Source organism: Bradyrhizobium sp. LTSP857, from assembly GCF_000938285.1.
Lineage (GTDB): Bacteria > Pseudomonadota > Alphaproteobacteria > Rhizobiales > Xanthobacteraceae > Bradyrhizobium.
Window position 1 is genome coordinate 22,835 of the sequence record NZ_JYMS01000045.1, and the last position, 24,578, is coordinate 47,412.

General features: G+C 62.3%; 26 protein-coding genes. 3 read left to right on the forward strand and 23 right to left on the reverse strand.

Annotated features, from left to right (window positions below; all coding sequences use genetic code 11):
• Positions 1-173 precede the first annotated feature (173 nt).
• The 22 genes from dhaK to UP06_RS28175 all read right to left on the reverse strand — a co-directional run bounded on the left by dhaK (position 174) and on the right by UP06_RS28175 (position 20,714).
• Complete coding sequence (gene dhaK / locus UP06_RS28070; RefSeq protein ID WP_045006929.1) at positions 174-1,163, reverse strand: dihydroxyacetone kinase subunit DhaK; 990 nt, start codon at positions 1,161-1,163, stop codon at positions 174-176.
• 40 nt (positions 1,164-1,203) lie between these two features.
• Positions 1,204-1,629, reverse strand: a complete 426-nt coding sequence (locus UP06_RS28075) for a hypothetical protein (RefSeq protein WP_045006930.1) — start codon at positions 1,627-1,629, stop codon at positions 1,204-1,206.
• Positions 1,626-3,224 carry a phosphoenolpyruvate--protein phosphotransferase gene (ptsP, locus tag UP06_RS28080; protein ID WP_045006931.1) on the reverse strand — a complete coding sequence of 533 codons (1,599 nt, stop codon included), beginning with the start codon at positions 3,222-3,224 and terminating at the stop codon, positions 1,626-1,628. The genes UP06_RS28075 and ptsP overlap by 4 nt, the downstream gene beginning before the upstream one ends.
• A gap of 3 nt (positions 3,225-3,227) precedes the next feature.
• A complete protein-coding gene (locus tag UP06_RS28085) occupies positions 3,228-3,542 on the reverse strand; it encodes an HPr family phosphocarrier protein (protein ID WP_045006932.1) in 315 nt (104 codons plus the stop codon).
• Positions 3,535-3,936, reverse strand: coding sequence for a dihydroxyacetone kinase phosphoryl donor subunit DhaM (gene dhaM / locus UP06_RS28090; protein WP_045006933.1), 402 nt, complete (start codon positions 3,934-3,936; stop codon positions 3,535-3,537). Before dhaM ends, UP06_RS28085 begins: the two co-directional genes overlap by 8 nt.
• Positions 3,933-4,547 carry a dihydroxyacetone kinase subunit DhaL gene (gene dhaL / locus UP06_RS28095; RefSeq protein ID WP_045006934.1) on the reverse strand — a complete coding sequence of 205 codons (615 nt, stop codon included), beginning with the start codon at positions 4,545-4,547 and terminating at the stop codon, positions 3,933-3,935. Before dhaL ends, dhaM begins: the two co-directional genes overlap by 4 nt.
• Complete coding sequence (locus UP06_RS28100) at positions 4,544-5,551, reverse strand: ABC transporter ATP-binding protein (protein WP_045006935.1); 1,008 nt, start codon at positions 5,549-5,551, stop codon at positions 4,544-4,546. Before UP06_RS28100 ends, dhaL begins: the two co-directional genes overlap by 4 nt.
• Positions 5,544-6,641, reverse strand: a complete 1,098-nt coding sequence (locus tag UP06_RS28105) for an ABC transporter ATP-binding protein (RefSeq protein WP_045006936.1) — start codon at positions 6,639-6,641, stop codon at positions 5,544-5,546. Before UP06_RS28105 ends, UP06_RS28100 begins: the two co-directional genes overlap by 8 nt.
• A gap of 6 nt (positions 6,642-6,647) precedes the next feature.
• Entirely contained in the window at positions 6,648-6,860 is a 213-nt protein-coding gene (locus UP06_RS28110; RefSeq protein WP_045006937.1) for a hypothetical protein, read from the reverse strand.
• Positions 6,857-7,810, reverse strand: a complete 954-nt coding sequence (locus UP06_RS28115) for a carbohydrate ABC transporter permease (protein ID WP_045006938.1) — start codon at positions 7,808-7,810, stop codon at positions 6,857-6,859. The genes UP06_RS28110 and UP06_RS28115 overlap by 4 nt, the downstream gene beginning before the upstream one ends.
• Complete coding sequence (locus tag UP06_RS28120; protein ID WP_045006939.1) at positions 7,807-8,766, reverse strand: carbohydrate ABC transporter permease; 960 nt, start codon at positions 8,764-8,766, stop codon at positions 7,807-7,809. Before UP06_RS28120 ends, UP06_RS28115 begins: the two co-directional genes overlap by 4 nt.
• Before the next feature lie 102 nt (positions 8,767-8,868).
• Positions 8,869-10,215 (reverse strand): ABC transporter substrate-binding protein, encoded by a 1,347-nt coding sequence (locus UP06_RS28125; protein ID WP_045006940.1) that lies wholly within the window; start codon positions 10,213-10,215, stop codon positions 8,869-8,871.
• Positions 10,216-10,585: 370 nt separating this feature from the next.
• Positions 10,586-11,347, reverse strand: coding sequence for an SDR family NAD(P)-dependent oxidoreductase (locus UP06_RS28130; protein ID WP_045006941.1), 762 nt, complete (start codon positions 11,345-11,347; stop codon positions 10,586-10,588).
• A gap of 20 nt (positions 11,348-11,367) precedes the next feature.
• On the reverse strand, positions 11,368-13,107 hold the full coding sequence (locus UP06_RS28135) for a nitrilase-related carbon-nitrogen hydrolase (protein WP_045006942.1): 1,740 nt from the start codon (positions 13,105-13,107) through the stop codon (positions 11,368-11,370).
• Positions 13,108-13,121: 14 nt separating this feature from the next.
• Complete coding sequence (locus UP06_RS28140) at positions 13,122-14,111, reverse strand: acetamidase/formamidase family protein (RefSeq protein WP_045006943.1); 990 nt, start codon at positions 14,109-14,111, stop codon at positions 13,122-13,124.
• Between the two features lie 30 nt (positions 14,112-14,141).
• On the reverse strand, positions 14,142-14,861 hold the full coding sequence (locus UP06_RS28145; RefSeq protein ID WP_045006944.1) for an ABC transporter ATP-binding protein: 720 nt from the start codon (positions 14,859-14,861) through the stop codon (positions 14,142-14,144).
• A 1-nt stretch (position 14,862) separates the two neighbouring features.
• Positions 14,863-15,579, reverse strand: coding sequence for an ABC transporter ATP-binding protein (locus UP06_RS28150; RefSeq protein WP_045006945.1), 717 nt, complete (start codon positions 15,577-15,579; stop codon positions 14,863-14,865).
• Positions 15,579-16,643, reverse strand: coding sequence for a branched-chain amino acid ABC transporter permease (locus UP06_RS28155; RefSeq protein WP_045006946.1), 1,065 nt, complete (start codon positions 16,641-16,643; stop codon positions 15,579-15,581). The genes UP06_RS28150 and UP06_RS28155 overlap by 1 nt, the downstream gene beginning before the upstream one ends.
• A 15-nt stretch (positions 16,644-16,658) precedes the next feature.
• On the reverse strand, positions 16,659-17,531 hold the full coding sequence (locus UP06_RS28160) for an ABC transporter permease subunit (RefSeq protein ID WP_045006947.1): 873 nt from the start codon (positions 17,529-17,531) through the stop codon (positions 16,659-16,661).
• Between the two features lie 96 nt (positions 17,532-17,627).
• Entirely contained in the window at positions 17,628-18,881 is a 1,254-nt protein-coding gene (locus UP06_RS28165; protein ID WP_045006948.1) for an urea ABC transporter substrate-binding protein, read from the reverse strand.
• Between the two features lie 10 nt (positions 18,882-18,891).
• Positions 18,892-19,557, reverse strand: a complete 666-nt coding sequence (locus UP06_RS28170) for an ANTAR domain-containing response regulator (RefSeq protein WP_045006949.1) — start codon at positions 19,555-19,557, stop codon at positions 18,892-18,894.
• Positions 19,554-20,714, reverse strand: coding sequence for a transporter substrate-binding domain-containing protein (locus UP06_RS28175; protein WP_045006950.1), 1,161 nt, complete (start codon positions 20,712-20,714; stop codon positions 19,554-19,556). The genes UP06_RS28170 and UP06_RS28175 overlap by 4 nt, the downstream gene beginning before the upstream one ends.
• A 93-nt stretch (positions 20,715-20,807) precedes the next feature.
• Here UP06_RS28175 and UP06_RS42465 point away from each other — a divergent pair, with 93 nt between their 5' ends.
• A complete protein-coding gene (locus UP06_RS42465; protein ID WP_283806044.1) occupies positions 20,808-20,933 on the forward strand; it encodes a hypothetical protein in 126 nt (41 codons plus the stop codon).
• 176 nt (positions 20,934-21,109) lie between these two features.
• Positions 21,110-22,300 carry a MalY/PatB family protein gene (locus UP06_RS28180; protein ID WP_045007161.1) on the forward strand — a complete coding sequence of 397 codons (1,191 nt, stop codon included), beginning with the start codon at positions 21,110-21,112 and terminating at the stop codon, positions 22,298-22,300.
• A gap of 50 nt (positions 22,301-22,350) precedes the next feature.
• Here UP06_RS28180 and UP06_RS28185 read toward each other — a convergent pair whose 3' ends face one another.
• Positions 22,351-23,061 (reverse strand): GntR family transcriptional regulator, encoded by a 711-nt coding sequence (locus UP06_RS28185; RefSeq protein WP_045006951.1) that lies wholly within the window; start codon positions 23,059-23,061, stop codon positions 22,351-22,353.
• Positions 23,062-23,231: 170 nt separating this feature from the next.
• Between UP06_RS28185 and UP06_RS28190 the strand changes: the two genes are divergently transcribed.
• On the forward strand, positions 23,232-24,506 hold the full coding sequence (locus UP06_RS28190; protein ID WP_045006952.1) for an aminotransferase class III-fold pyridoxal phosphate-dependent enzyme: 1,275 nt from the start codon (positions 23,232-23,234) through the stop codon (positions 24,504-24,506).
• Positions 24,507-24,578 lie beyond the last annotated feature (72 nt).

Consider the following 24,578-nt stretch of genomic DNA (forward strand, 5'->3'; position numbering starts at 1 on the left):
GGGAGAAGATCACCTTGCCTTAGTCCAGCTCGCACCCATCCGGCTTTGGGAGCGGCTGGTCTTTCGGCGCGACCATATGCACCGGAAGGTCACCTATTCCGCTGCCGTGCATCAAGGCAGTAGGGAATTGATCGGCATTCGATCTCAACAAAACTCGTAGTCACGAGCCGATATCAGACTCCCCAACGTAGAGCTGCGGTCTGCACCGGAGCATCCCACAATTTCGTCGCGTAGCTATCGAGCACCGATACGGTAATCGAGACGCCGGTCATGTCTAAAGACGTGACATAGGAACCAGTCAGGAAACGCGTCGCCGTGATTCCCGCGCGGTCCAGGATTCGCTTGGCGGCATTGACCATCAGATAGAGTTCGATCAAAGGCGTGGCGCCAAACCCATTAACAAGGAGCAACACTTCACTACCCTTGCTGGGCACAAGATCCTTCAGAATTGCACCGACCAACTCGGCGGCAATCGTATCGGCGGAAGCCAACGGCACCCTGCGACGGCCAGGTTCACCATGAATGCCGACGCCCATCTCCATCTCATTGTCGGCCAATGTGAAGTTTGGCCGTCCAGCCGCGGGCACGGTACACGGCAACAGCGCTACGCCCATCGAGCGCGTACGCCGATTGACCTCGTCGCCGAGTTCCTTGAGCGCAGCAAGGGGCATACCAGTCTCGGCTGCGGCGCCGACCATTTTTTCCACGATCAACGTTCCCGCGACGCCACGACGACCGGTCGTGTAGGTCGACTTCTCGACCGCCACGTCGTCGTTGGTCACCACGGTTGCAACCTCTCGACCGGCCATCTCGGCTGCCATGGTGAAATTCATCACATCGCCCTCGTAGTTCTTGACGATGAACAGCACGCCTGCGCCGGTATCGACGGCCTCCGCGGCCTCGATCATCTGGTCCGGTGTCGGCGAAGTGAAGACCTGGCCGGGGCAGGCTGCGTCAAGCATGCCGAGGCCGACATAGCCCGCATGCAGTGGCTCATGTCCCGAGCCGCCTCCCGAAATCAGCGCGACCTTGCCCGGCTTGAGGGTCCGACGACGCACAAATTTGCGCTCCGGGCCGAGCACAAGGAGATCCGCGTGAGCTGCGGCCAGACCGTCAAGACTTTCTTCGAGCACTGTGTCTACGCTGTTGATCAGCTTTTTCATGAATGTCCTCCCCGTCTGGTCTAAAGTCTAGATCAATGGCTTAACCGACGCTTTCTGCAAAGCGTGCGAGCTGCGCGGCGAAATCCACGATCAGCTGTTCGAGCGCACGATTCTTCTTGTCGTCACCAAGCTCAGGTACGGTCACCGAAATGATACGCGTGTGTGCTTCGCGATGGGGTGCGCGCAGTCTTCCGGGATGCGCACGGCCATACGCATCGAGAAATGCCGAACGCTCGGCGCTGGACAAATGGCAGACGTCGAAGATAACAGCGACATGCTTCGCCGGGATCGGCACCAGATAAGCCGGATTCGTGATTTGGCTCACGAAAGAGCGATTCTTGCCCAACGCTGCCGCAAGCTTCAGCCGCGTCCCCGAAGGCCGATTGTCGAGCACCTTTCGCAGGATTATTTTGTATTCCGCGACGTTCTTGTCACCAGGCGTGTCCTTGCCGACATCGTCCTTCATGAACCCACCCTTGCGATTGCGGCCTTGAGCCGTGCGACGGCAATCGGCGACACCGAGAGGCTTGTCAATCCGGTCGCGAGCAGCATCGTCGTCAGGTGAGTGTCGGCCGCGGCGTCGCCGCAGAGGGAGACTTCGACACCGCGCTTTTGTCCGGCCTCGACGGTTGCGGCTATCAGTGCCAGCACAGCTGGATTGCCGGCATCATTGAGGTCAGCGACTGCGCCAATATCGCGCGCCGCCGCCATCGTGTACTGGGTCAGATCGTTCGAACCGATGGAATAGAATGCAGCGCCGAAATCCGCTGCACGGAGTGCCGCCGCTGGAACCTCGACCATAATGCCGAGCGGCGGGAGAGCGCAGGCAATTCCGTTCGCCTTGAGGGCCGCGAACTCCGCATCAAGCATGGCACTCGCGCGATCGAGCTCCGAAGGGACCGCGATCATCGGCAGCATCACCTTCAGCGTCCCATGCGCGGCAGCACGGGAGAGTGCCCGCAATTGCACGCGAAACACCTCCGGCCGCGCCAGCGAAAGACGGATGCCGCGAAGGCCGAGAAACGGATTGCGCTCGCCGTCGACGGTCAAACCGGCGATCGGCTTGTCGCCGCCGGCATCGAGCGTGCGGATCGTCACCGGCCTTCCCTTGGCCCAGTCGAGAATGCGCCGATAGACCGTATATTGGGTGTCCTCGTCCGGCAGCCCGTGGGACGCCTCGAACAGAAATTCCGTGCGCACCAAGCCGATGCCATCGCAGATTTTGGGATCCAGGTCTGCGAGGTCTTCAGGTGCGGCGACATTGAGAAGAACCGCGATCCGCCGGCCGTCGGCCGTACAAGCAGGCTCAAGGCGACCGGCATCGGCGGCGGCTTGCGCGGCATTCGCCGCCGCCAAGCGGCGCTCGAACAGCCGCCGCGTTTCCGGCTCGGGGTCGAAGACCACGATGCCGGCATCGCCGTCGACGAGCGCCAATGAAGGTGGCGGTCCGATCCACGACAATGGGCCGAGCCCGACCACCATGGGGGCGCCGCGCGCCCGTGCCAGCATGGCGACATGCGAGGAAGGTGAGCCGGCGGCCAGTGCGATGGCGCCACCACGTGACCAGTCGGCAGCGAGAAAGGTGGAAGGCGAGATGTCGTCACCCGCGATGATCGCCCCGACCGCAATCTTCGCGGTCGCATCAGCGCCGTTCAGACGCGCGAGCACGCGGTCGCGGATATCGACCAGATCCGCGGCGCGAGCACGGAAATATTCATTGTTCGCGGAACGATAGCCCATGATCTCCGCGTCGAGTGCCGAACGCCAGGCATGGTCAGCGGAAATGCCAGCCGAGATGGCGTCATAGGCTCCCTCCGCCAGCGCATCGTCTTCCAGCATTGCGACCTGGAATTCCAGGATGTCCGCCACCTCGCCTTCAAGGGTGCCGATCAGTTTGACTATCTCCGCCGTCGCACCTTCGATTGCTGCCTTCAATGCGGCCGCCTCCTGAGCGGGATCGCCGCTCGCCGCCCGTTCAGCAACAGCGGCGGTCAGCACGGTGACCGGTCCGATGGCGAGGCCCGGCGCGGCGGCACGGCCGGTGAGACGAATCTCGGTCACGCCTCACACCTCACCAAATCCATCATGCACCAGCGCCAGCATGGCCGCGAGCGCCGCTTCGCCGTCGGCGCCGGCAACGCGAAAATGCAACGTCGCGCCCTGTGGGGCCTTCACGCGCATCACCTTCACGGGACTCTTGGCGTCGGTCCAGGGGCCGTCTTCAGCGAGGGCAAGCTCGATCTTTGCGACAAACTTCTTCGCGCACTGTGTCAGCTTGACCGATGGCCGCGCATGAAGACCGACCTTGTTGACGAGAACCGCCGAGGCGGTCAGCGGCACCGACGTCTCACCTGCCCGGCTGGCGTGGGCATCATGCATAGAATTCCTCCGCGCTACGCTTGACCGCGGCGAGCGATGAACCACCCGAAGATTCCGTCGCTGCAATCACCGCTCCCTCAACCACCGGGGCATTACAGACGACGACCCGCGCCCTCCGATCTTCGGCCAGCATTTCCACCGCCATCTCAGAATTTGTCTCCGCCCCGCCAAGATCAACCAGTACCGCCACACCTGCCGGCGACCATGCCGTCTCGATCGCCTCGAGGATTCCAGCAACATTCGTGCCGAGCCCGCCATCGACATCGCCACCTGTCCAGGCGAGCGGCACGGCGCTGCCTACCATCTGGCGCACCATGTCTGCCGCACCTTCCGCGATCTTGGGGGAGTGAGAAACGATGACGATCCCGACATTGCGGGCATTTGCACTGTTCATGAACTTGCCTCGAATTCCAGTACCTTGACTGCCGCACCGATCAAAAGGGACACTGAGCGCGAACCCGGGTCCATGTGACCAATGGAACGTTCGCCGAGAAAGGAAGCTCGGCCGCGAATAGCGAGCATCGGCGTGGTGCGATCGGCCGCTTGCGCCGCCTCCGCCGCAACCGCCCTGGCATCGCCGCCCCCTGCCAGCACGGCTTGCACCGGCACCAGGACATCCAGCAAGGTCTTCTGCCCGGCTTCCGAACGTCCGCGTGCCCTGACGGCATTGATCGCCTTGTCCGTCGCTGCGACGAGATCGGCCCGCGCCGGCTGCTCCGGGAGCGCCTTGCCTAGCTCCATGAAGAAAGTGCCGACCAGCGGCCCGGAAGCGCCGCCGACCTTCATCACCAGCGTCATCCCGATCGCCTTCAGCATTTCCGGCAGCGACTTGTCCGCAAGGCCGGGCAGTGTTGCAATCACAGCCTCGAAGCCGCGCTTCATGTTCAGCCCATGATCGCCGTCACCAATCGCCTGGTCGAGGCTGGTCAGTTCGTCGGCGTGTTCAATCACCGACGCCGCAAGTGCCCGCACCAGCTTTTCCCTGGCCGCCCGATCGAGACTCATGCCGCGACCCTCCCCCCGGCCGCATCGAAGAACAGCGGCTTGTTGAGGCGGAGCGACACGGTGTCCCCGGCGCCGAGACTCGCTTCTGGGTCCGACAACGTCACGACCGGTCGGCCGCCGATGTCGAGGTGCAGATAGCTCTGGTCACCGAGATGTTCGATCCGCGTGACGGTTGCCGACACGTCTCCGCCGCCGCGCGCAATCGTCAGGTGCTCGGTACGCGCGCCGACGGTCGCGGCCGCGGGCGGAACGCCGGCAAATAAGGCTGCCGGCAGCAGGTTGATCGCAGGCTGGCCCAGCCGCGCCGCGACATGGGCGTTGATCGGATTCTCGTAGATCTCTCGCGGTGTACCGATCTGCATCAGCCGCCCACTCTCGATCACGCCGATGCGCGACGCCATGGTCATCGCTTCGGTCTGATCGTGGGTGACATAGAGGATGGTCGCGCCGAGATCAGTCTGGATGCGCTTGAGTTCGAGGCGCATTTCGCCGCGCAGCTTGGCGTCCAGCGACGAGAGTGGTTCGTCCATCAGATAGATCGAGGGCGAGCGCACCAGGGCCCGACCGATCGCGACGCGCTGCATCTGTCCGCCCGACAACTGCGTCGCCTTGTTGTCCAGCTTGGTTTCGATGTGGAGAAGACGCGCGACCTCCTGCACCTTGATGCGAATCTCGGCTTCGGGTACACGGCGGATCGGCGCACGCAACGAAAAGGCCATGTTCTCGAACACGGTCAGATGCGGATACAGCGAGTATTGCTGGAACACGAAAGCCACGTCCCGATCGGCCGGCGCATCACCCGTCACGTCGCGTTCGTCGATCCGGACCGAACCGCTGTCCGGCATCTCCAATCCGGCGATGAGACGCAATGTCGTCGTCTTGCCGGCGCCCGTCGGTCCGAGCAGCGCGACGAATTCACCGTCTCCGATGGTCAGCGACAGATTGCTGACCGCCTGCGTCTTGTTGAACGCTTTGGAGACCGCGCTGATCTCGACCTTAGCCATGCGCACCTCCCTCATGCAACGCGGTGCGGATCGCCCGGCCCGACCCCTTGTCGAAGATCGACAGCGTATCCGGCCGAAAGTCGAGCCCGACACTCTCTCCGGTTCGAAACGATATGCTGGCGGGCGACCGAGCCTTGAGCGCACCATAGCGCGTCGTCACGGTAACGATCTGCGTGGTACCGAGATATTCCGACCCATAGACCTCGCCCCTCACCATGCCGCGATCGGTGAAACGCACATGCTCGGGCCGAACACCGAGCACGAGATCGCTTTCCGCCAGCGCCTCGCGCGCAGCGGGAACCGCAACTTCGCGCTCGCCGAGCCGGATCATCTGTGCACCGGCTTCCAGACTGCCGCGAAACGGCAGGAAGTTCATCGGCGGTGAACCGATGAAGTCGGCGACGAACAGCGAAGCCGGACGGTCATAGATGTCGCGCGGGCTCGCGACCTGCTCGACCGCGCCGTTGTTCATTACAGCAATCATGTCCGCCATCGCCATGGCCTCCAGCTGGTCATGCGTGACGTAGACCGTCGTCGCACCGAGCCGCTCATGCAGCGCGCGCAATTCATGGATCATCGCTTCGCGCATTTCGGTATCGAGCGCTCCGAGGGGCTCGTCCATCAGAAAACACTTCGGCTTGCGAACAATCGCCCGCCCCAGCGCGACGCGTTGACGATCGCCGCCGGTGAGAGTCGAAACGGACCGATCGAGGAGATGGGATATGCGCAGGATCCGCGCGGCCTCCACCACCCGCCGATCGCACTCCGCGGCCCCGATGCCCTCACATTTGAGCGGAAAGCCGATATTGCGCCGGACGTTCATATGCGGATAGAGCGCAAATAGCTGAAACACGAAGGCAATATCTCGCGCAGAGGCGCGGTTCATCGTCACGTCATCGCCGCCGAGCCTGATGGTACCGGATGTCGGCAACTCCAACCCTGCGATCATCCGCAGCGTTGTCGTTTTGCCGCACCCGGAAGGGCCAAGCAGACAAAGGAACTGTCCATCATCCACGGTGAAGCTCGCGTCCTTGACTGCGTGAAACTCTCCAAAGGATTTGTTGAGCGCTTCGACTCTGATCTGTGCCATCGAGCGCTACTCTCGGACCTTCGAGACAATTGTGAACATCACCGTCCCAAAGAGCGTGACTGCGAATGACCAGGAATAAAGCGTGAGAAAAAACGGCTGCATCAGCATGACCACGCCTGCGGCAATGATCGTCGTCGCGATGGCTTCCAGCGGACCACGCCGCAACATTCTGCTCGTCAAACTGACGTTGGACGTGGACGTGTTCACATCAAGATTCATTTGCGGACGGCCCCAAAGGTAATGCCGCGGAGAAGATGCTTGCGCAGCAGCACCGTGAACACGACGATCGGCACGAGAAAGATCGTCGTGCCGGCGGCTACTGCAGGCCAATCCTGGCCGCCCTCGCCGATGATGATCGGAATGAATGGGGGCGCGGTCTGCGCGTTGCCAGAGGTCAGAAGCACCGCAAAGGCGTATTCGTTCCATGCAAAGATCAAGCAGAAAATCGCCGTTGCCGCGATTCCCGTGGTCGCCTGCGGTAGAACCACCTTCACGAACGCCTGGAAGCGCGTGTAGCCGTCGATCATTGCCGCTTCTTCGTATTCGCGCGGGATTTCGTCGATGAAGCCCTTGAGAAGCCAGACGGCGAGCGAGACGTTGACCGACGTGTAGAGCAGGATCATCCCGAGCCGGGTATCCGACAGCCCGACGGTCCGGTACATCAGATAGATGGGGATCGCGACTGCGATTGGCGGCATCATTCTGGTCGACAGAATGAAGAACAAGAGGTCGTCTTTCAGCGGCACGCGGAACCGCGAAAAACCATAAGCTGCGAGCGTGCCGAGCGCGACGGCTAGCGCCGTCGAACCAAAGGCAATGATCAATGAGTTGATGAAGCGCGGCACGTAGTTCGACGGTCCGGCGACAACCATGTTGCGACTGCGCGCGATGTTGTCACAAAGCCCCTGCGGCGGACCCAGCGTCTGAAAAAACTCCGGGGTCTGGCGCGAGCGTGTGGTGAAGACGTTGCAATAGCCCTCAAGGGAGGGCTTGAAGAGGACCTTCGGCGGATAGGAGATCGCGTCGTCAGGCGACTTGAACGAGGTGAGCACGATCCATACCAGCGGAACCATCGTGATGATGGCATAGAGTATGACGAGCAGGCCGGCGAAGCGGCGCGCGCTGGTCGACGGTTCGACGACTGAGTGGGCTGCGTTTGAGGCGCTCATCGGCTTTTCACCCGGTTGAGTGCCTTGACGTAGATGTTGGCGAGGCCGAATACCGTCACGAACAAAATGATTGCGAAGGCCGAAGAATAGCCGGTTCGCCAACTCTCAAAGGCTGCGCGCTTCAGTGTGATCGAGGCGACTTCCGTGGTCGAGCCCGGCCCTCCCCCGGTCAGGAGGTTGACCATGTCGAACATCTTGAAGTTCTCGATACCGCGAAAGAGCACCGCGAGCATGATGAACGGCAGAGCCATCGGCAGCGTGATCGACCAAAACTGCCGCCAATTCGACGCGCGATCGACCTCCGCTGCCTCATAGATGTAATCCGGAATCGACCGCAGTCCGGCCAGGCAAATCAGCATCACGTAGGGCGTCCACATCCAGGCATCGACGATGACAATGGCCCACGGACTGAGGGTCACATCTCCAAGCATCTGGAACGACGAAGCGTCGCGCCCCGTGAAGAACGCGACCACATAGTTGAACAATCCGATCTGCGGCTGATAAAGAAAGGTCCAGAAATTGCCGACAACCGCCGGTGAAAGCATCATCGGCAACAGAATGATCGTGGTCCACAAGCCATGGCCACGAAACTTCTTGTCGATCAGGAAGGCGAGGCCGAACCCGAGCACGGTCTCGATCAGCACGGTCCAAACCACGAAATGCGCGGTTACCTGCATCGCCGCCCAAATATCTGGATCAGTCAGGATCGACTGATACCAATCGGCCCCGAGCCATATTGTCGGCGCGTTCGCACGATTGGCGCGATAATTGGTGAACGATAGATAGATCGTCCACACAAGTGGGAAGATATTGATCGCCAGCAGCAGCACGATCGTGGGCGTTATAAAAAGCCAGGCGAGCGCCTGGTCCGAAAGGCCGCGGATGCGACGTATGGTGCCTGGCCGGATCGGGACGGCCTGGTAGGTGATCTGCGATGAGGTACTCAAATCGTTCATGGCTATGGTCAATCCTGGCGTCGCGCCCGTGACTATGCGACGCCCGCGGGTTGTTGCCGAAGAGAGCCTGGAGCGCGCTTACGCACGCCCCAGGCCTTTGCCTTAGAACTTCTTGCCTTCTTCTTTGAAGATCGCCTTCCAGTCCTTTACCAGACCGTCGAGCGCTTCCTGCGCGGTACCCTTGTCCGCTACCACGAAGTCATGCACGCGCTTCTGTTCGGCTTGCAGGAGTTGCGCATAGGAGGGCTCGGCCCAGAAGTCGACCACCATTCCCATCGACTTCAGAAACTCTCCGGCAAACGGCGCGCTGTTCGGGAAGCCCGGATCATTCAACACGGACTTGGCGCAGGAATAACCGCCCAGCGCCCACCACTTCTTCTGCACATCTCCACCGGAGAACCATTTGATATATTGCAGTGCCTCGCCCTGGTTCTTGGAGTAGGAAACGACCGAAATCCCCTGCCCTCCGAGCTGCGTCGCTTGCGTCGCGGGGCCGGCCGGGTTGCCGAAGAAGCCGATCTTGTCCCCACCGACGTTTGGATCCTTATAGAGGCCCGGGAAGAAGGCAAAGAAGTTCATCTGGAGTGCGACCTGGCCCGACTTGAACGCATCGAGGCCTTCAGACATGTAGGAGTTGGAGGCGCCGGGCGGCGTGCAGCACTTGTAGAGCTCTTTGTAGGCCTCGAGCCCCTTCACGGCGCCGGGCGAATTGACGAACCCGTCCATTGAATACGGCTTCTTCGGATCCTGATATTGGAAGCCGTAATCATAGAGATAGTTCGAAACGCCCATGGTGATCCCTTCCGAGCCACGCTCGGTATAGATCGAAGCGCCATAGACCTTCTTGCCGTCAATCTCGCGGCCCTGGAAGAATTTTGCGATGTCGCGCAGTTCATCAAGCGTCTTCGGCACGGCCAGATCGCGGCCGTATTTGGCCTTGAAATCCGCCTGGATCTCCGGCCGCGCAAACCAGTCCTTGCGATAGGTCCAGCCCACCGCGTCGCCCATGGCAGGCAGCGCCCAGTAGTTCGGGCTGTTCTTCGGCCACTCGGAATAGCCGACCACCGTTGCCGGCATGTAGTCGTCCATGCTGATTCCTTCTTTCTTGAAGAAATCGTTGAGCTTGACGTACTGACCGTTCTCGGCAGCGCCCCCGATCCATTGCGAATCCCCGATGATGAGATCGCACAACGAGCCATGCGAATTGAGCTCGTTCAGGAAGCGGTCGGCATAGTTGGTCCACGGCACGAATTCGAACTTCATGCCGACGCCGGTCTTGGCGGTGAAGTCCTTCGACAATTCGACCAGGGCGTTGGCGGGGTCCCACGCGGCCCAGCACAGCGTGATGGTCTTGGCCTGCGCGTGCGCAGGCGTGGTCCCCGCTCCGACACCGAGCGCGGATGCAAGAACTCCGCAAGCAGTAAGAAGCGCCTTTACTGTCTGTTTCATAACGCTTTCCCTCCCAGTGGGGCCGGCCATCGACATGGCGCGACTCTCCAACCCGCTCGAATGCTTCGAGCAGAGCGATACAGTCCTTCACGGGCTGAACGACTAAACGGACGTTTCCTCGCGCCTGCCTGGATTCTTAGGGATTCAGCCAGGCTCGATTTGTTTAGTGAACCACGAGATACTAAACATTGCAAGCGGCTGTTCTGGGATGGAGTTCAAGCACTCATATGCGCGGCCCCACACGGCCGCGCTCGACATGATCGATCGATCGCTCAGCTGCAATGACGGCTGTTGTTTCGGACAAGTAGAGAAGATTTGCGCCACGGATAACGCGACGCACCTCGTCGGATAGAGGCGCGGGTACGTCCTACTAGAGCTGCACTCCGCGCGTAAGCGCCCCGTCAACGACAAGATTTGTGCCCGTGATGAAGCTCGCTGCGCGGCTGGCCAGAAACACCACGGCGTTGGCCATCTCCTGTGGAGTTCCCATCCGACCGGTGGGATTGAGCGCAAGTGCCGACTTGTAAAGCTCAGGATTGTTGTCCTTGATCATGTTCCAGACTCCGCCTTCGAAATAGGTATTGCCCGGCGAGACCGTGTTGGCACGTATGCCTTTGCCGGCAAGCTGATTGGCGAGACCCTGGGTATAGTGGATAATAGCCGCCTTGAAGGTGCCGTAGGGACCCGCCGCGAAATCGACCTCGCGCCCCGAGACGCTGGAGATGGCAACGATCGCACCGGCGGCGCTCTTCTCCAGATAGGGCATGGCCGCGTTCACCAGCCGGACGGTGCCCATCATGTCGGTCGAAAATTCCTTCTCCCAACTTTCGTCATCTTGCCCGATCGCAAGCGCACTGACATTGGCGACGACGACATCGATGCCGCCGAGCTTGGCCGCCATATCGCCAACCCACGCCTTCAGCGCAGCCGCGTCTGAGACATCGACCGCACCGCCATAAGCTTCGACGCCCTTGGCCTTGAGCGCGGCGACTGTGCTCTCAACCTCTGCCTGATTGCGGGAACACACGCCAACGTCGGCTCCTTCGGCCGCAAATGTCTCTGCGATCGCACGGCCGATCCCCTTGGTGCTTCCGGTAACGAGAACTTTGGCGCTCTTGAGTCCCAGATCCATGGTCGGATTCCTTTCTTGGTTCAGTAGTTGCTTACGGCGCTCCTGATCAGCCCACGATAGCTGTGCGGCATGCGCATCGACACCAGATCTTTCCGCCGCACCACGTTGGTCGGATAGACGCTGTCGAGATTGCCGGTGTCGATCAGCGCCGTAGCAAGGCCCGGGCCGTTGGAAGCCATCGCCTCCCTTCGCGGGAATTCGAATGTGTCCGGGCCGAACACGCCGCTCAGGCCGAGATAGCCTCGCTCGGGATCGACGACGTTGGCGAAGGCGAGGAACAAATTGTTTTCTCCGGCGCGCACGCGGAAATGATGCCAATGATACGAATCCGGGCCGGTCGGAATTGGCTTTGGCTGCGCCACATCCGTGCCAGCATGTGACGAACTGAAGCGGCCCCTGATCGCTGCGGGACACGCGATGAGATCGCAGCCGCGCAATGCCAGCACCCGGCCAGCTTCCGGGAACGAGGCGTCGTGGCCGATCAAAAGGCCGATGCGCCCGAGCGGTGTGTCCACGACGGTCCAACTATCGCCGGCCGTCGCCCAACCCTGCTCGTCGGCCGCAAGATGCGTCTTACGATAGACCGAGATGTTCCCGTCGGGAGCGGCCAAGCAGGCGCTGTTGTAGAGTGTATCGTCGGCGCGCTCGGCCAAGCCACAGACGAGATAAACGCCGAGCTCCTCTGCGAGTTTCCCAAGGTGGTCGGTCACTGGCCCCGGGATCGGCTGCGCCGATTTCTCGTGATCACCGAACCCCGTCGCCGCAAGCTCCGGGAAGACGACGAGCTCCGCGCCTCCGGCCCTGGCCTCACGCGCGAGTGCAGCGATCTCCCCGAGATTCTGGTCGACGTCATCGACAGGCGCAAATTGCGCAACACTGACCCGCGAGGTTTTTCCGGTCGGCCAGGGCTCATGCCCGTAGAGGCCAAAGAAGGCGCGCGGGTTCCAGCTGAATGTGTCGGAGAGCAGCTCCGGATAGAGCTCCGGCCGGCGTTGTGCAAAGACGGGTTCTCCGAGCACGCGCCGCGCCCGCGCGGCATCGAGATCGACCTCCGACAGCAGGATCCCATCGCCTTTGTCGAGGACCGCGATCACCCGCCCGTCCGGCGCGATCACGCAGCTTCCGCCGCTGAATTGCACCGTGCGTTCGAGTCCCCATCGATTGCTTTCGATGACGTAGCAACCGTTTTCAAAAGCACGGCTGATCCAGTAAGGCGCCGGCGTGCGCTCGGCCAGCCAGTTCGAGATGTGGCAGATGACGTCCGCGCCGCCGAGCGCCATCAGCCGCGCGGTTTCGACGAAGTGGATATCCATGCAGATCAGCAGCGCAATGCGCCCGATCGGCGTTTCGAACACTTGGTTGTGCAGATCGCCCGGCGCCGCCCATTTCGGCTCGGAGATGTAGGGATGCGTCTTGCGATGGCGGCCGACCACGCCGTCGGGCCCGATCAGCACGGCCGTGTTGAAGTAGATATCGTCCTCATCGACCTCAGGCATCCCGACAACGATGTAGCAATCGTGCTTACGCGCCAGCTCCGCAAAGCGGTTCGTCGTCGGACCCGCCACCTTCTCGACAAAGGGTGCAACCTCGGCACGATCGAACCAGCAATAGCCCGTGGTCCCCATTTCCGGCGTGACGATGAGCTTCGCGCCGGCCACCGCCGCCTGCTCGCAGAGCTCGAGCAGGCGCACGATGTTGCGCTCCTTCTCGAACATCGTCGGCTCGAACTGAACGGCGGCGACCTTGTGGATGCTCGACATGACCTGACCGGCCCTCAAACGAGAAAAGACTTCTTGATAGAGGCGCCGAGCGTATATTTCGGATCGACCATGTTGCCGAGACGGACGCGTCCGGCCTGGGTCAGGAGCATGTAAGCGTCGATCTCGTCGAAGCCGTAGTCGGCGGCCATCCAGCGGCAAAGCTCGCGATAGGCGATGCGGGCCGCGTCCTCCATCGGCCGGGCCGATCCGATGGTCATGATGAAATCCTTGGTCTCAAGCCGCGGCCACGGAATGGTCCAGCCCTTGATCAGATCGATCTGAACCGTGGTCACGGTCGGATGCTCGATGGCGACGCCGCAGAGCTCGCCATCGCCCTGCGCGGCATGGCAGTCGCCGAGATAAAGCAGCCCACCCTTGGTGTTGACCGGCAGGTAAATCACGGCGCCGACGCCGACATCGGGAAGGTCCATGTTGCCGCCGTAATAGTCCGGAACCAGCGAGGATATCGCCTCGATCTCCGGCGACGTGCCGATGGTACCGATGAACGGCTCATAGGGCAGCGTGATCTTGTCGTTCCATTTGGTTCCGGTCTTGGGATCGATCACGAGCTTCTTCACCCGCTCCGGCAGCGCCGGGTTCAGCAACGCGGTTTGCCCGGTCGAGACCAAGCCGCCGAAGTCCGGCATGACCACGGTGGTGCCGCACGGCTGCGGTCCGCGCGGCACGATGCGTTCGATATAAACGGCGAGCACGTCGCCCTTCTCTGCGCCGTTGACGTGGATCGGGCCGTTCTGCGGATTGAGAAACGGGAAGTTGAGAATCTTGGACGGGCTATCGGTCTCGTGCTTGATCGCGCCCTCGAACGCATCATGCGTCTCGGCGGAGACGACGGCGCCGGGATCGACCGTCAGCACCGGCTTCACATAGGGGCCGTAGACATAGTGGTACTTGCCTTGCTCGGCTTCGGTGATCGTGTATTCCTTGCCGCGCTCGCCCTTGGCGACGCCTTTGCGTGCCATGATGGAATCGTTTTGCCAGGCCATTACTGTTTCTCCTTGGTTGGGCGTCGTTTTCTAGACTGCCAGATGGCGGCGCATCTCCGCTTCGTCGTCGAGCGCTGAGCGGTCGAGACTTGCGACGATGCGGCCCTTGTCCATGACGTAGCAGCGCTGCGCCATGGCGCGGATCATGTCGAGGTTCTGCTCGACCAGGATGATGGTCACACCGGTCCTGCGGTTGAGCTCGACCATGTTGCGCGCGATATCCTGGACGATATTGGGTTGGATGCCTTCGGACGGCTCGTCCAGCAGGATGAGGCTCGGATCCGCAATCAGGACCCGCCCGATCGCCAGCTGCTGCTGCTGGCCGCCGGACATGGTGCCGGCACGCTGGGTCCAGCGTTCTGCGAGAATCGGAAACGCCTCGACGATCTTGCGCCGGCCCGCCTCGGGGATGCCGCCCCCCTTGATCGCTGCGCCGACCGCGACGTTCTCGCCGACGGTCAAGCGCGGAAACACGTCGCGCCCCTGCGGCACATAGCCCATACCGAGGCGAGCCCGCTTGTGCGCCGGGAGAGATTCCACCGCCTCGCCGCGATAGACGATCGAGCCGCTCATCGCAGGCACCAGCCCGATCAGGCTCTTCATCAGCGTGGACTTGCCGACACCGTTGCGGCCGATGACGGCGACGATCTCGCCTTCCCGCACTTCGATCTCGAGGCCTTGCAGCACAGGCTTGCCGCCATAGCCGGCGCGTAGAGCCAGCGTCGAGAGGATCACTTCCTTGCGCGGCATATCAAGCATGGGCCTGCCCCAGATAGATCGCCGCGACACGCTCGTCGGCCACGATCTGGTCGATCGTGCCCTGTGCAAAGACCTGGCCGAGATGCAACACGGTCACGCGCTGGGCGACCTGGCGCACGAAGGCCATGTCGTGCTCGATCGCAAGCACGGTCATGCCGTCGGCATTGAGCCGCTGCACCATCGCGCCGGTCATGTGGGTTTCCTCCGGCGACATGCCGGCGGTCGGCTCGTCAAGCAGCAGAAGGCGCGGCTTCAGGCTGATTGCCATGCCGATCTCCAGCCACTGCTTCTGGCCGTGGCTGAGATTGCCGGCGGTCTGCGCCTGCTCACTCTCAAGTCCCAGGAACACGAGGAGCCGCTCAATCTCTTCTCCGAGCCGGGCGCCACGATGCTGGCTCTGCAAGGCAATTTCGAGATTCTGGCGGACAGACAGTCCCTTGAAGACACCCGGCACCTGGAACTTGACCGAAAGGCCGCGGCGAATTCGCGCAAACGACTTCAGCGCGGTAATATTGTCCCCAGCGAACAGGATGTCGCCGCTACCAGGATGATGCTCGCCGAGGATCAGACGGAACAGCGTGCTCTTGCCGGCACCGTTCGGACCGATCAGGCAATGGATCTCGCCAACCTCCAGCGTGAGGTCGACGGCGTTGGTGACGTGCAGGCCGCCAAAATGCTTGTTCAGCTTGCGAAGCTCGAGCAACGACATCAGCTGACCCTTTGGGTGAGGCGCGCGGCGAGCCGTCCGAGCCAGTTCATTGCGCCGAGGACGAGACCGTTCGGGGCGATGAGGACGGTCAGCACCAGCAGCACGCCCATGAAGATGAGCGCGTACTGGCTGCCGTAGATCGTGAGTGCCTGGAACGCGGCAAGTACCACCAGCGTACCGACCACGGTCGATGTCAGGTCGCTGCGGCCGCCGACGGCGACCCAGATCAGCGGCAGCGCCGCCGCCGTCATGCCCATGCTCGACGGCGTGATGTATTGGCCCCACGCCGTGTAGAGCACGCCCGATATCCCCGCGAGCGCGGCGCCGATGACGAAGGTGATGAGCTGGTACTTGCGCACGTCGTAGCCCAGCATCTCCGCACGCTCCGGGTTCTCGCGGATCGCGACGATGACGTTTCCGAAGGACGAGTTCATCAGGATGCGCAAGGCCAGATAGACGAAGACCAAAAGGCCAAACACGAAATAGTAGAGCCCGACATCGGCGAACAGCACGATCGGTTCGCCCGGCCACGGAATCGTCAAAGGCGGCATCGCGCTCATGCCGTTGAAGCCGTTGAGCCGCGCGCTGCCGATGTGCCACTCCGGCCCTGCGGTCTGGGCCATGAAGCGCTCCAGCATCAGGGTCACGGCGAGCGTGACGATGCCAAGGAATACGCCGGCGATGCGGCCGAAGAACATGAAATAGCCGAGCAGGACCGCGAACAGCGCGGCGATCGCGACCGCAATCACCAGCGCCACCAATGTGAAGCCGTAGGCCGAGCCGAAATTGAGGGTAAGGACGCCGTAGCCATAGCCCGCGATCCCGAAGAACGCGGTCTGGCCGAAAGAGAGCGATCCGCCATAGCCCCAGATCAGGCAGAGGCTGAGCGCGATGAACACCCAGACGAAGAAGTAGACGGTGTTGCCGACCGTGTAGCCGTCGCTGAACAGCGGATAGGCCAGCGCGATCATCATCACGACGGCAAACAGGCTCCAGAAGGCCGGACCGCGGCCGACGGTCTGCGGGCCCTCGAGACGGCGAAAGAAGGAAACGAAACCGCTCACAGCGCCATCACTCCGTCAGGTGCGTTCGCGCAGCACGAAGCCGGAGATGCCCTTCGGCAGCACCCGGACCACGATGATGACGGCCACCAAAAGACCGATCTGGCCGAACAACTGACCCTGCCAGGACGTCATTCCGGACTTCACGATCGCGAGCAGGCCACCCGCAGGCGCCGTGCCGAGGAAAACGTCGGCGCCGCCGATCACCACGGTGACGAAGGCCTCCATGATGAAGGTCGCACCCATGGTCGGAACCAGCGTCATGGTCGGCGCGTAGAGACCGCCGGCAAGGCCGGCGAGCCCCGCCCCGCAGGCAAAGGTGAGGCTGTAGATCAGCCGCGTGTCGACGCCGAGCGCCGCCGCCATATGCGGTACCTGAATGGTGGCGCGCGCCAGCACCCCAAAGCGCGTCCAGTTGAACAGAGCATAGAGACCTGCCAGCACGCCGAGCGCGGCACAGAACAGCACGATGCGGTAGATCGAATAGGAATAGTCACCGACCTGGAAACTGCCGAACGGGGTGCCGACGCCCGCCATGGTGGAGCCCACCATGATCAGCGTGCCTTGCGTCGCGATCAGGCTGAGCCCCCAGGTCGCGACGATAGTGTCGAGCGGTCGGTCGTAAAGATGGCGGATGACCGTAAGCTCGACCAGGACGCCCACCAGTGCGGACACAATCGTGCCCGCCAGTATCCCGAGCGGCAACGGCAGGCCGGCATGCACCGTCGCAGCCGTCACATAGGCGCCGCACATGATGAACTCGCCATGGGCGAGATTGATCACGCCCATCATGCCAAAGATCACCGCGAGCCCGCAGGCCGACAGCACCAGGAACGCGAAGGCGTCGCCGAATTGATAGAGCGCCGAGAATACGAGGGTCGCGATGTCCATGAACCAGCCAGATCGATGAGAGGGGGCGACGCCTCCGTCGCGGGTAGCCGTAGTCGCCCCGGCGTGCAGGGAACGCCGGGGCGACCGACCGCCGGGTCAGGGTTTCGGCGGCGGATTCGACGGCGTGTACTGGGCCATCGGATCTTTCTTGGTGAGGTCGCAGCCGGCTTCACCGAGCCAATAGGGCTTGATGTCCTCCCAGGTCTTCGGGAAGGAAATCGAATGATCGGCGCCGACTTTGGCTAGATAAATCGTGTGCGACATGTGCTGGCTCTTCGGGTCGATACAGACCTTACCCTCAGGCGCATCCATGCAGACATCGCCGATCGCGATCACCTTGCGGATGTCCTCGCGTTTGGTCGACTTCGCCCGCTCCACCATCTGCTTGTAGAGATAGACGGCGAGATAGGAGTTTTCCGCCTCTTGGTTCACATACGGCTCGCTCGGGAACTTCGCCTTGAACTTGGCGTAGAACTCCTTGCTCTTCGGCGAGTCGATCTCCTCGATGTAGTTGGTGGTGACGTACATATCTTTCAGGCTCGGCGGCTTGAAGCGCTTGTGCTCGTAGCCCTGGCCGACGTTGACGGAGGACGCCATAGGCAGGTTGACGTTGGCGGAAGCGGCCTGCTCGTAATAGGAGGCCTGCGCGGTGCCAACCAGCAGCGTGACGACGAAGTCGGGCTTGGCCTTCTGGATGTTCTGAATGCTCTGGGAGAACTGCGACACGCCGAGGGGAATGAACTCCTCGCCGGCCATCTTGCCGCCGTTCTCCTTGACGATCTTGCGCACCCACTCCGCCGAGATCTGGCCGAAATTGTAGTCGGCCGCGAGCGTGTAGACGTTCTTGCCGTACTTCTCCATCATGTAGGGAATGAGCGTGGAGAACTGCTGCTCCGGCACCGCGCCGGTGACGATCATGTGGCCGTCGCAGACGCCACCTTCATACTGGTTGTTGTAGAAGGCGAAGCCGTTGAACTGGTCGACGATCGGGCGATAGGCCTCGCGCGAGGCCGACGAGAAGCCCGCGAAGACGACGTCGACCTTGTCGCGCTGGAGCACACGGCGCATGAACTCCTGGTAGCGCGTGTTGTCGGACTGTGTATCGTAGGGAACGAGCTCGATCGGCCGGCCCATGATACCGCCGGCCTTGTTGATCTCGTCGGCGGCGAGCTGGATGGCGTGGACCTTGCCGATGGTGGCGGCCGCGAAGTCGCCGGACTGATCCTCCAGCACGCCGAGCTTGATCGGATTTTCCGCCGCGAGTGCCGAGGGTGATCCGAGGTGTGATCCGAGGACAAGCGTCCCCGTGAGGGCTGCGGCACGCAGCCCCCGCAATACAGACTTGCTCATTTTGCTTCTCCTAGATGGCTGGCTTGTCGCCGCCTTGCAGCATGATGCCGGTCGTGCGGCCGGTCGTATCGGGCGGCTTCGCCCGCTTACTCAGAAACTCCTCGCAATAGAGTTCCATGTTCTGCCGCGCGCGCATGCTTTCGCGACGGAGCCGGGAATAGGCACCCTCCTCGTCGAGGCCGTCCTGCTGCATCAGCAGGATGACGGCCCGGATCACCGCGCGGCGGCCGCGGCGGCGTTCCTCGAGGCCCTGCAAGCGCTCATACATCTCGGCGCGCAGCAGGAACTGGTTGATGCCCATGAAGAGCGACGTATAGACCGCGCCGCCATGCACCGGCTTGCGCAGGAACGAGGTGGCGCCGAGATTGACGAGCGCCTTGAGCCGGCTTGGCGCCTCGACGCCGACGAGGCCGATCACCGGCACCGGCGGCAACCGCGAGGCCGGATTGACTTCGATCGCGACCGCGCCTTCGAGATCGCCGTCGACGAACAGAATGTCGCGATCGGCCTGGAGGCCTGCGACGTCGATCTGCGCGCGGCCGTCGATAATTTCCGGATATTCGGTGGAGACGCCGAGCTTGGCGAGCGTCGTTTCGAGCGCGCTCTCCCATCCTCCTCGCCGGGTGACGACGATGGCGCGGCCGCCCTTGAAGTTCTGTAGCAGTCGGGAGCTCATGATTGCACCACCTTCAACAGCGGAGAGCGCATCGCGCTGGCAAAGCGCGGCGACGACTGAATGAGGTAAGGATCGGGCGCGATCGGTTCGCGGGATTCCAGTAGCACCTCGAACTGCCCGTTGGCCGCCGAGCGGCCGATCCGCGGCGTGAGCCAAGCGTGAAAGGTCTGCCGGTCGATGCGGACCTCTCCTTGCGGGGCGCGCAACCGCTGATCGGCCACGGCGGCGCGCACCGTGCGGGCGTCGTCGGTGCCGGCCTGTGACAATGCCGCTGCGAGCAGCTTGACGGCGATGTAGGAGGATTCAGCATCTGCCGACGAGACCGGTCCGTCCGGAAAGGATGCCGTATAGGCGCGAATGAACGCGGCATTTTCCGGCGAGTTCAGCGAAGAGAAATAGACGCTTGAGGACAGATGTCCGTCGACAGCGTCCAGCCCGATCTCGGGCAATTCCGGTTCCGACAGCGTGCAGCTCGCGACCGGAATTTCGGATGCCTGATCGATACCGCGGGCGCGGCAAGCGGCCCGGAACGCGCGGAAGAAAGCATAGGCACTGGTGCCGATCAGATTGTTGAAGACGAAGTCGGGACGCTGGTCGATGATGGCCGCGATCACCTGGTCGACCTCGGTATCACCGACCGGGAGGTAGCGCTCGGCGAGCACGGCGCCGCCGCGAGCGATCAATGCCTCGCGAAAGATGCGGTTGTTTTCCCAGGCCCAGATGTAGTTGGAGCCGACACAGAACGCGCGCGAGCCGACGCGGGACGCAAGATAATCGACCAACGGCAGCACGTGCTGGTTTGGTGCTGCGCCGGTGTAGATGACGTTATCGGAGCTCTCGAAGCCCTCGTAGTGAGACGGATACCACAACAATCCATCGAACTTCTCGAAGCACGGGATCACCTCCTTGCGGCTCGACGAGGTGTAGCAGCCGACCACGTGCCGGATTCCTGATCCCAGGAGTTCGAGACTAAGCGAACGATAGCGCGCAAGGTCGCCGGACGGGTCGACCACGACTGGCTCCAGCGCAACGTCGGTACCACTCGCATTGACCTCCTGGAACGCCAGCAACGCGCCGTTGAGGATCGAGCGCGCGACGACGCTGTAGGAGCCCGTCGTCGAGAACATCACGCCAATTCGATACCGCTTCTGCGTCATCACCCGATCCAAAACAAAAAAGCGCCCGTCGGCTGTGAAGCCGAGGGCGCCCTCGCCGCCAACCGAACACGCGATGAAAGCGTGGTGTTGGAAATGGTTGAACTCATCGCGTCGATGGGCCGTGTTGCCCTACGCTTGCACGATACGGTCGTTGAGATCAAATACGATGTCAAGCGCGTTGTTGCAGCGAAGCCTGCCGCAAAACATGCCGATCTGTAGCAAAACTGTGCAGGAGGCTGGTGATTGTCGGACGGAATGATTGACGACGGGCGGCGCTGATCGAACGCAAATAGACAACAGCGCCAAACAAGCTCGCCGACGGCAATGCGGTCGCCTACCATCTCGCGTAACCTATTCACATCGCCGACCCAATGAAAGCGCCGCGGACAGAGATCATGAACAGCCGAGAGACGATCAGCTTCGAACTATCGCAGCCTGCGCTACAGGCGCGCCGTAACGCCAAGTGGAACCAATACGACGCCGACGTCCTGCCTGCCTTCGTCGCGGACATGGATTTTGCCGTCGCCGCTCCGATACAGGCAGCAATCGAGCGCATCGTCCGGGATGGCGACTACGGCTATCCGCTACGCGACGGCCAAAAGCCGGACCGGCTCGTCGCCTCAGCCTTCGCCAACCGAATGAAGTCCCGCTACGGCTGGGAGCTCTCGCCCGATCTCGTGCTGCCGCTGGCGGATCTGGTGCAGGGCACCTACGCACCGATCCTGGCGTTCTCAGACCCCGGCGATGGCGTCGTCCTCCAGGTCCCGAACTATCCGCCGTTTCGCGACGCCATCAGCACGACGGAGCGCCGGCTCCTGACGCTGCCGATGCGCGACGACGGGACCCGCTACGTCTTCGACATGGACGAACTGAAGGCGCTGGTTGACCAACGAACCCGCATTTTCGTGCTGTGCAATCCGCAGAATCCGACGGGGCGGGTGTTTTCCCGCGATGAGCTGCTGTCATTGGCCACGTTCGCCATCGACCATGATCTGATCGTTATTTCCGACGAGATCCATTCCGATCTCGTCTATCCGGGATATCAGCACATTCCGTTTGCCTCGCTTGGACCTGAGATCGCCGCGCGCACCGTGACTCTCAATTCGGCGACCAAGAGCTTCAACATTCCCGGCCTGCGCTGCGCGGTCATCGCTTTCGGCAGCGAGGACCTGCGCAAGCGGTTTCACAGCCGTATCCCGCTCCGCTTGACAGGTCAGGCCAATGTCATCGGCGCCGACGCAACTATGGCTGCCTGGACCGAGGGGCAGCCCTGGCTGGATGCCGTGATGGATCACCTTCACAAGGCTCGGAACAGAGTTGTGGATGTGCTCGCGGCCGAGGTGCCTGAGATCCGCTTCCATGCCCCGGAAGCGACTTACCTGACCTGGCTCGACTGCCGCGAACTCCGTCTGTCAGCGGCGGCGCATCAATTCTTCCTGAACAACGCCCGTATCGGATTCAGCGCCGGCGAAACTTTTGACCCCGGTAGTCCGCAATTTGTCAGGCTCAATTTCGCAACATCGATGCCGATCCTCGACGAAATTCTGGATCGGATCATAGTGGCCGCGCGGCGAAACGATCGGTGATGCACACTGAACTGGCCCGCCGGGTCGTTCGAGGCGGTGTCGCGCGCTGACTATGTCACTGCGGCATCCAACTCCGACGGCGTCGCACCGGCTTCGATATCCTGGAGCAGTTGCAGCAATCTGGCGCCTCCCTCCAACAGATCGGCCTGGATCGACTGCTTCACGGCCTCGGGATTTCTCGCGGTCAAACCGTCAAGCACGTTGAGGTGCTGATGCCGTCCCGGATAGGTCGGGGTCGCATGCGGATACAGCATGTTGAGCAGAGGGCCGTTGCGAAGCCAGATCGTCTCGATCATCTCGAGCAGCTCGGGTGCGTCGGCCGCCTTGTAGAGCGTGTGGTGGAATTGCCAGTTCACCTGGACGGCTTCGCGCCAGCGCCTGCCGCGTTCTGCCGCGACCAGCGCCTGATGATACTTCTTGAGATTGGCGATATCAGCCTTGGAGATCCGGGTGGTTGCGCGTTCGGCAGCCAGTCCTTCGAGCAAAATCCGGATACCGCGTAGTTCCTCGTACTGCGCTGCGCTCAGGCGGGCGACCTCGATCGAGCGGCTTGCCTGCATGTCAAGCACCCGCGCGCGCACCAACTGCATCAGCGCTTCGCGGATCGGCGTTTCCGAGACGCCCATCGCTTCGGCGAGCTCGCGGATCTTGAAGCGATGGCCGGGGCGGAATCGCCCCTCCATCAAGGCAAGCCGCAACTCCCCAAACACGCGGGCCGTCAGGTTGTCGCGGCCGACCAGACCGACAGCATCGTTGGACATCGAGTGGGCCTGCTTTCCAGTCGAGAGGCGACCGATCTCTATGCGTGGCCCGCACGTCTGCCTGCGGTCTTTGCAAGATCAAAAGGCGAGAAAGGGTCTTCGCAGCTATGATATATCATATATTGTGTTGGCGTCGCAACGGCGCGGCCGTCCGGCACGAGGGACTTGCCATGGCACCTGATGACACCGCATCCGGGCTCCTGTCGCAGGACGAGGCGTTGCGGGCGCGAGCGCTGAAGGTCATTCCCGGCGGCATGTGGGGCCACATGAACGTCGCTCGGCTGCCTCCCGGCTATCCGCAGTTTTTTCGCAGCGCCAGCGGCTGCCGCCTCCGGGATGTGGCGGGCACGGAATATGTCGACCTGATGTGCGGCTACGGACCGATCGTGCTCGGTTACAGTGATCCGGATGTGGAGGCCGCAGCCGCGGCGCAGCGCAGCCGCGGCGATCTGATGACCGGGCCAGCCGAATGCCAGATCGAACTCGCGGAGCTCGTTGTCGAGACCATTCCGCACGCCGACTGGGTGCTGTTCGCCAAGAACGGCACCGATGCGACGACGGCCTGCGTGACCATTGCGCGTGCGGCCATGCAGCGGCGCAAGGTGCTGGTGGCGAAGGGCTCCTATCATGGCGCTGCGCCGTGGTGCACGCCTTCGCTGGCCGGCGTCACCGCGGAAGATCGAGCCCACATCCTTCACTTTGACTATAACGACATTGCGAGCCTGGAGCGCGCCGCCGACGAGGCCGGCCGCGACCTCGCGGCAGTGCTGGTGACGGCGTTCAAGCATGATGTGAGACGCCATCAGGAGGCGCCGACGCTTGCCTTCGCGCAAGCGGTGCGGCGGATCTGCGACGCGGCCGGTGCGGCGCTCATTCTCGACGACGTCAGGGCGGGCTTTCGCCTCCACATCGGCGGCAGCTGGGAGCCTTACGGCGTCCGGCCCGATTTGAGCGCCTGGAGCAAGGCGATCGCCAACGGTCATCCGCTTGCAGCGGTGACCGGCGCCGATCGCTTTCGCGACGCCGCGCAACAGGTCTATGTCACCGGATCCTTCTGGTGCTCGGCTGTGCCGATGGCGGCAGCGATTGCCACCATCAAGAAGCTGCGCGCGACAGGCGCGGTCGCGACGATGGAAGCCATGGGCCGCCGGCTACGCGACGGGCTCGAGGCGCAGGCACGGGTGCACGATGTGCGATTGCGGCAGACCGGACCAGTCCAGATGCCGATGATCATGTTCGAGGACGATCCGGATTTCGTGCTCGGCCATCGTTTCGTGCAGGAGGCGCTGCGGCGTGGCGTCTACATGCATCCCTGGCACAACATGTTTCTGTCCGCGGCGCATCAGGCCGACGACATCGATCGAGTCCTCGAGGCGACCGACGGAGCCCTCAAGCAGGTCGCCGCTTCGCTCGACCGACGCCAGTCCGCGACAACGGTCCGGTGAATGCAGCGGGAGCATTCGTGCGGGTAAATGACGACTGATACGCGAGCTCAATAGGAAGGCAGTTGTAATGAC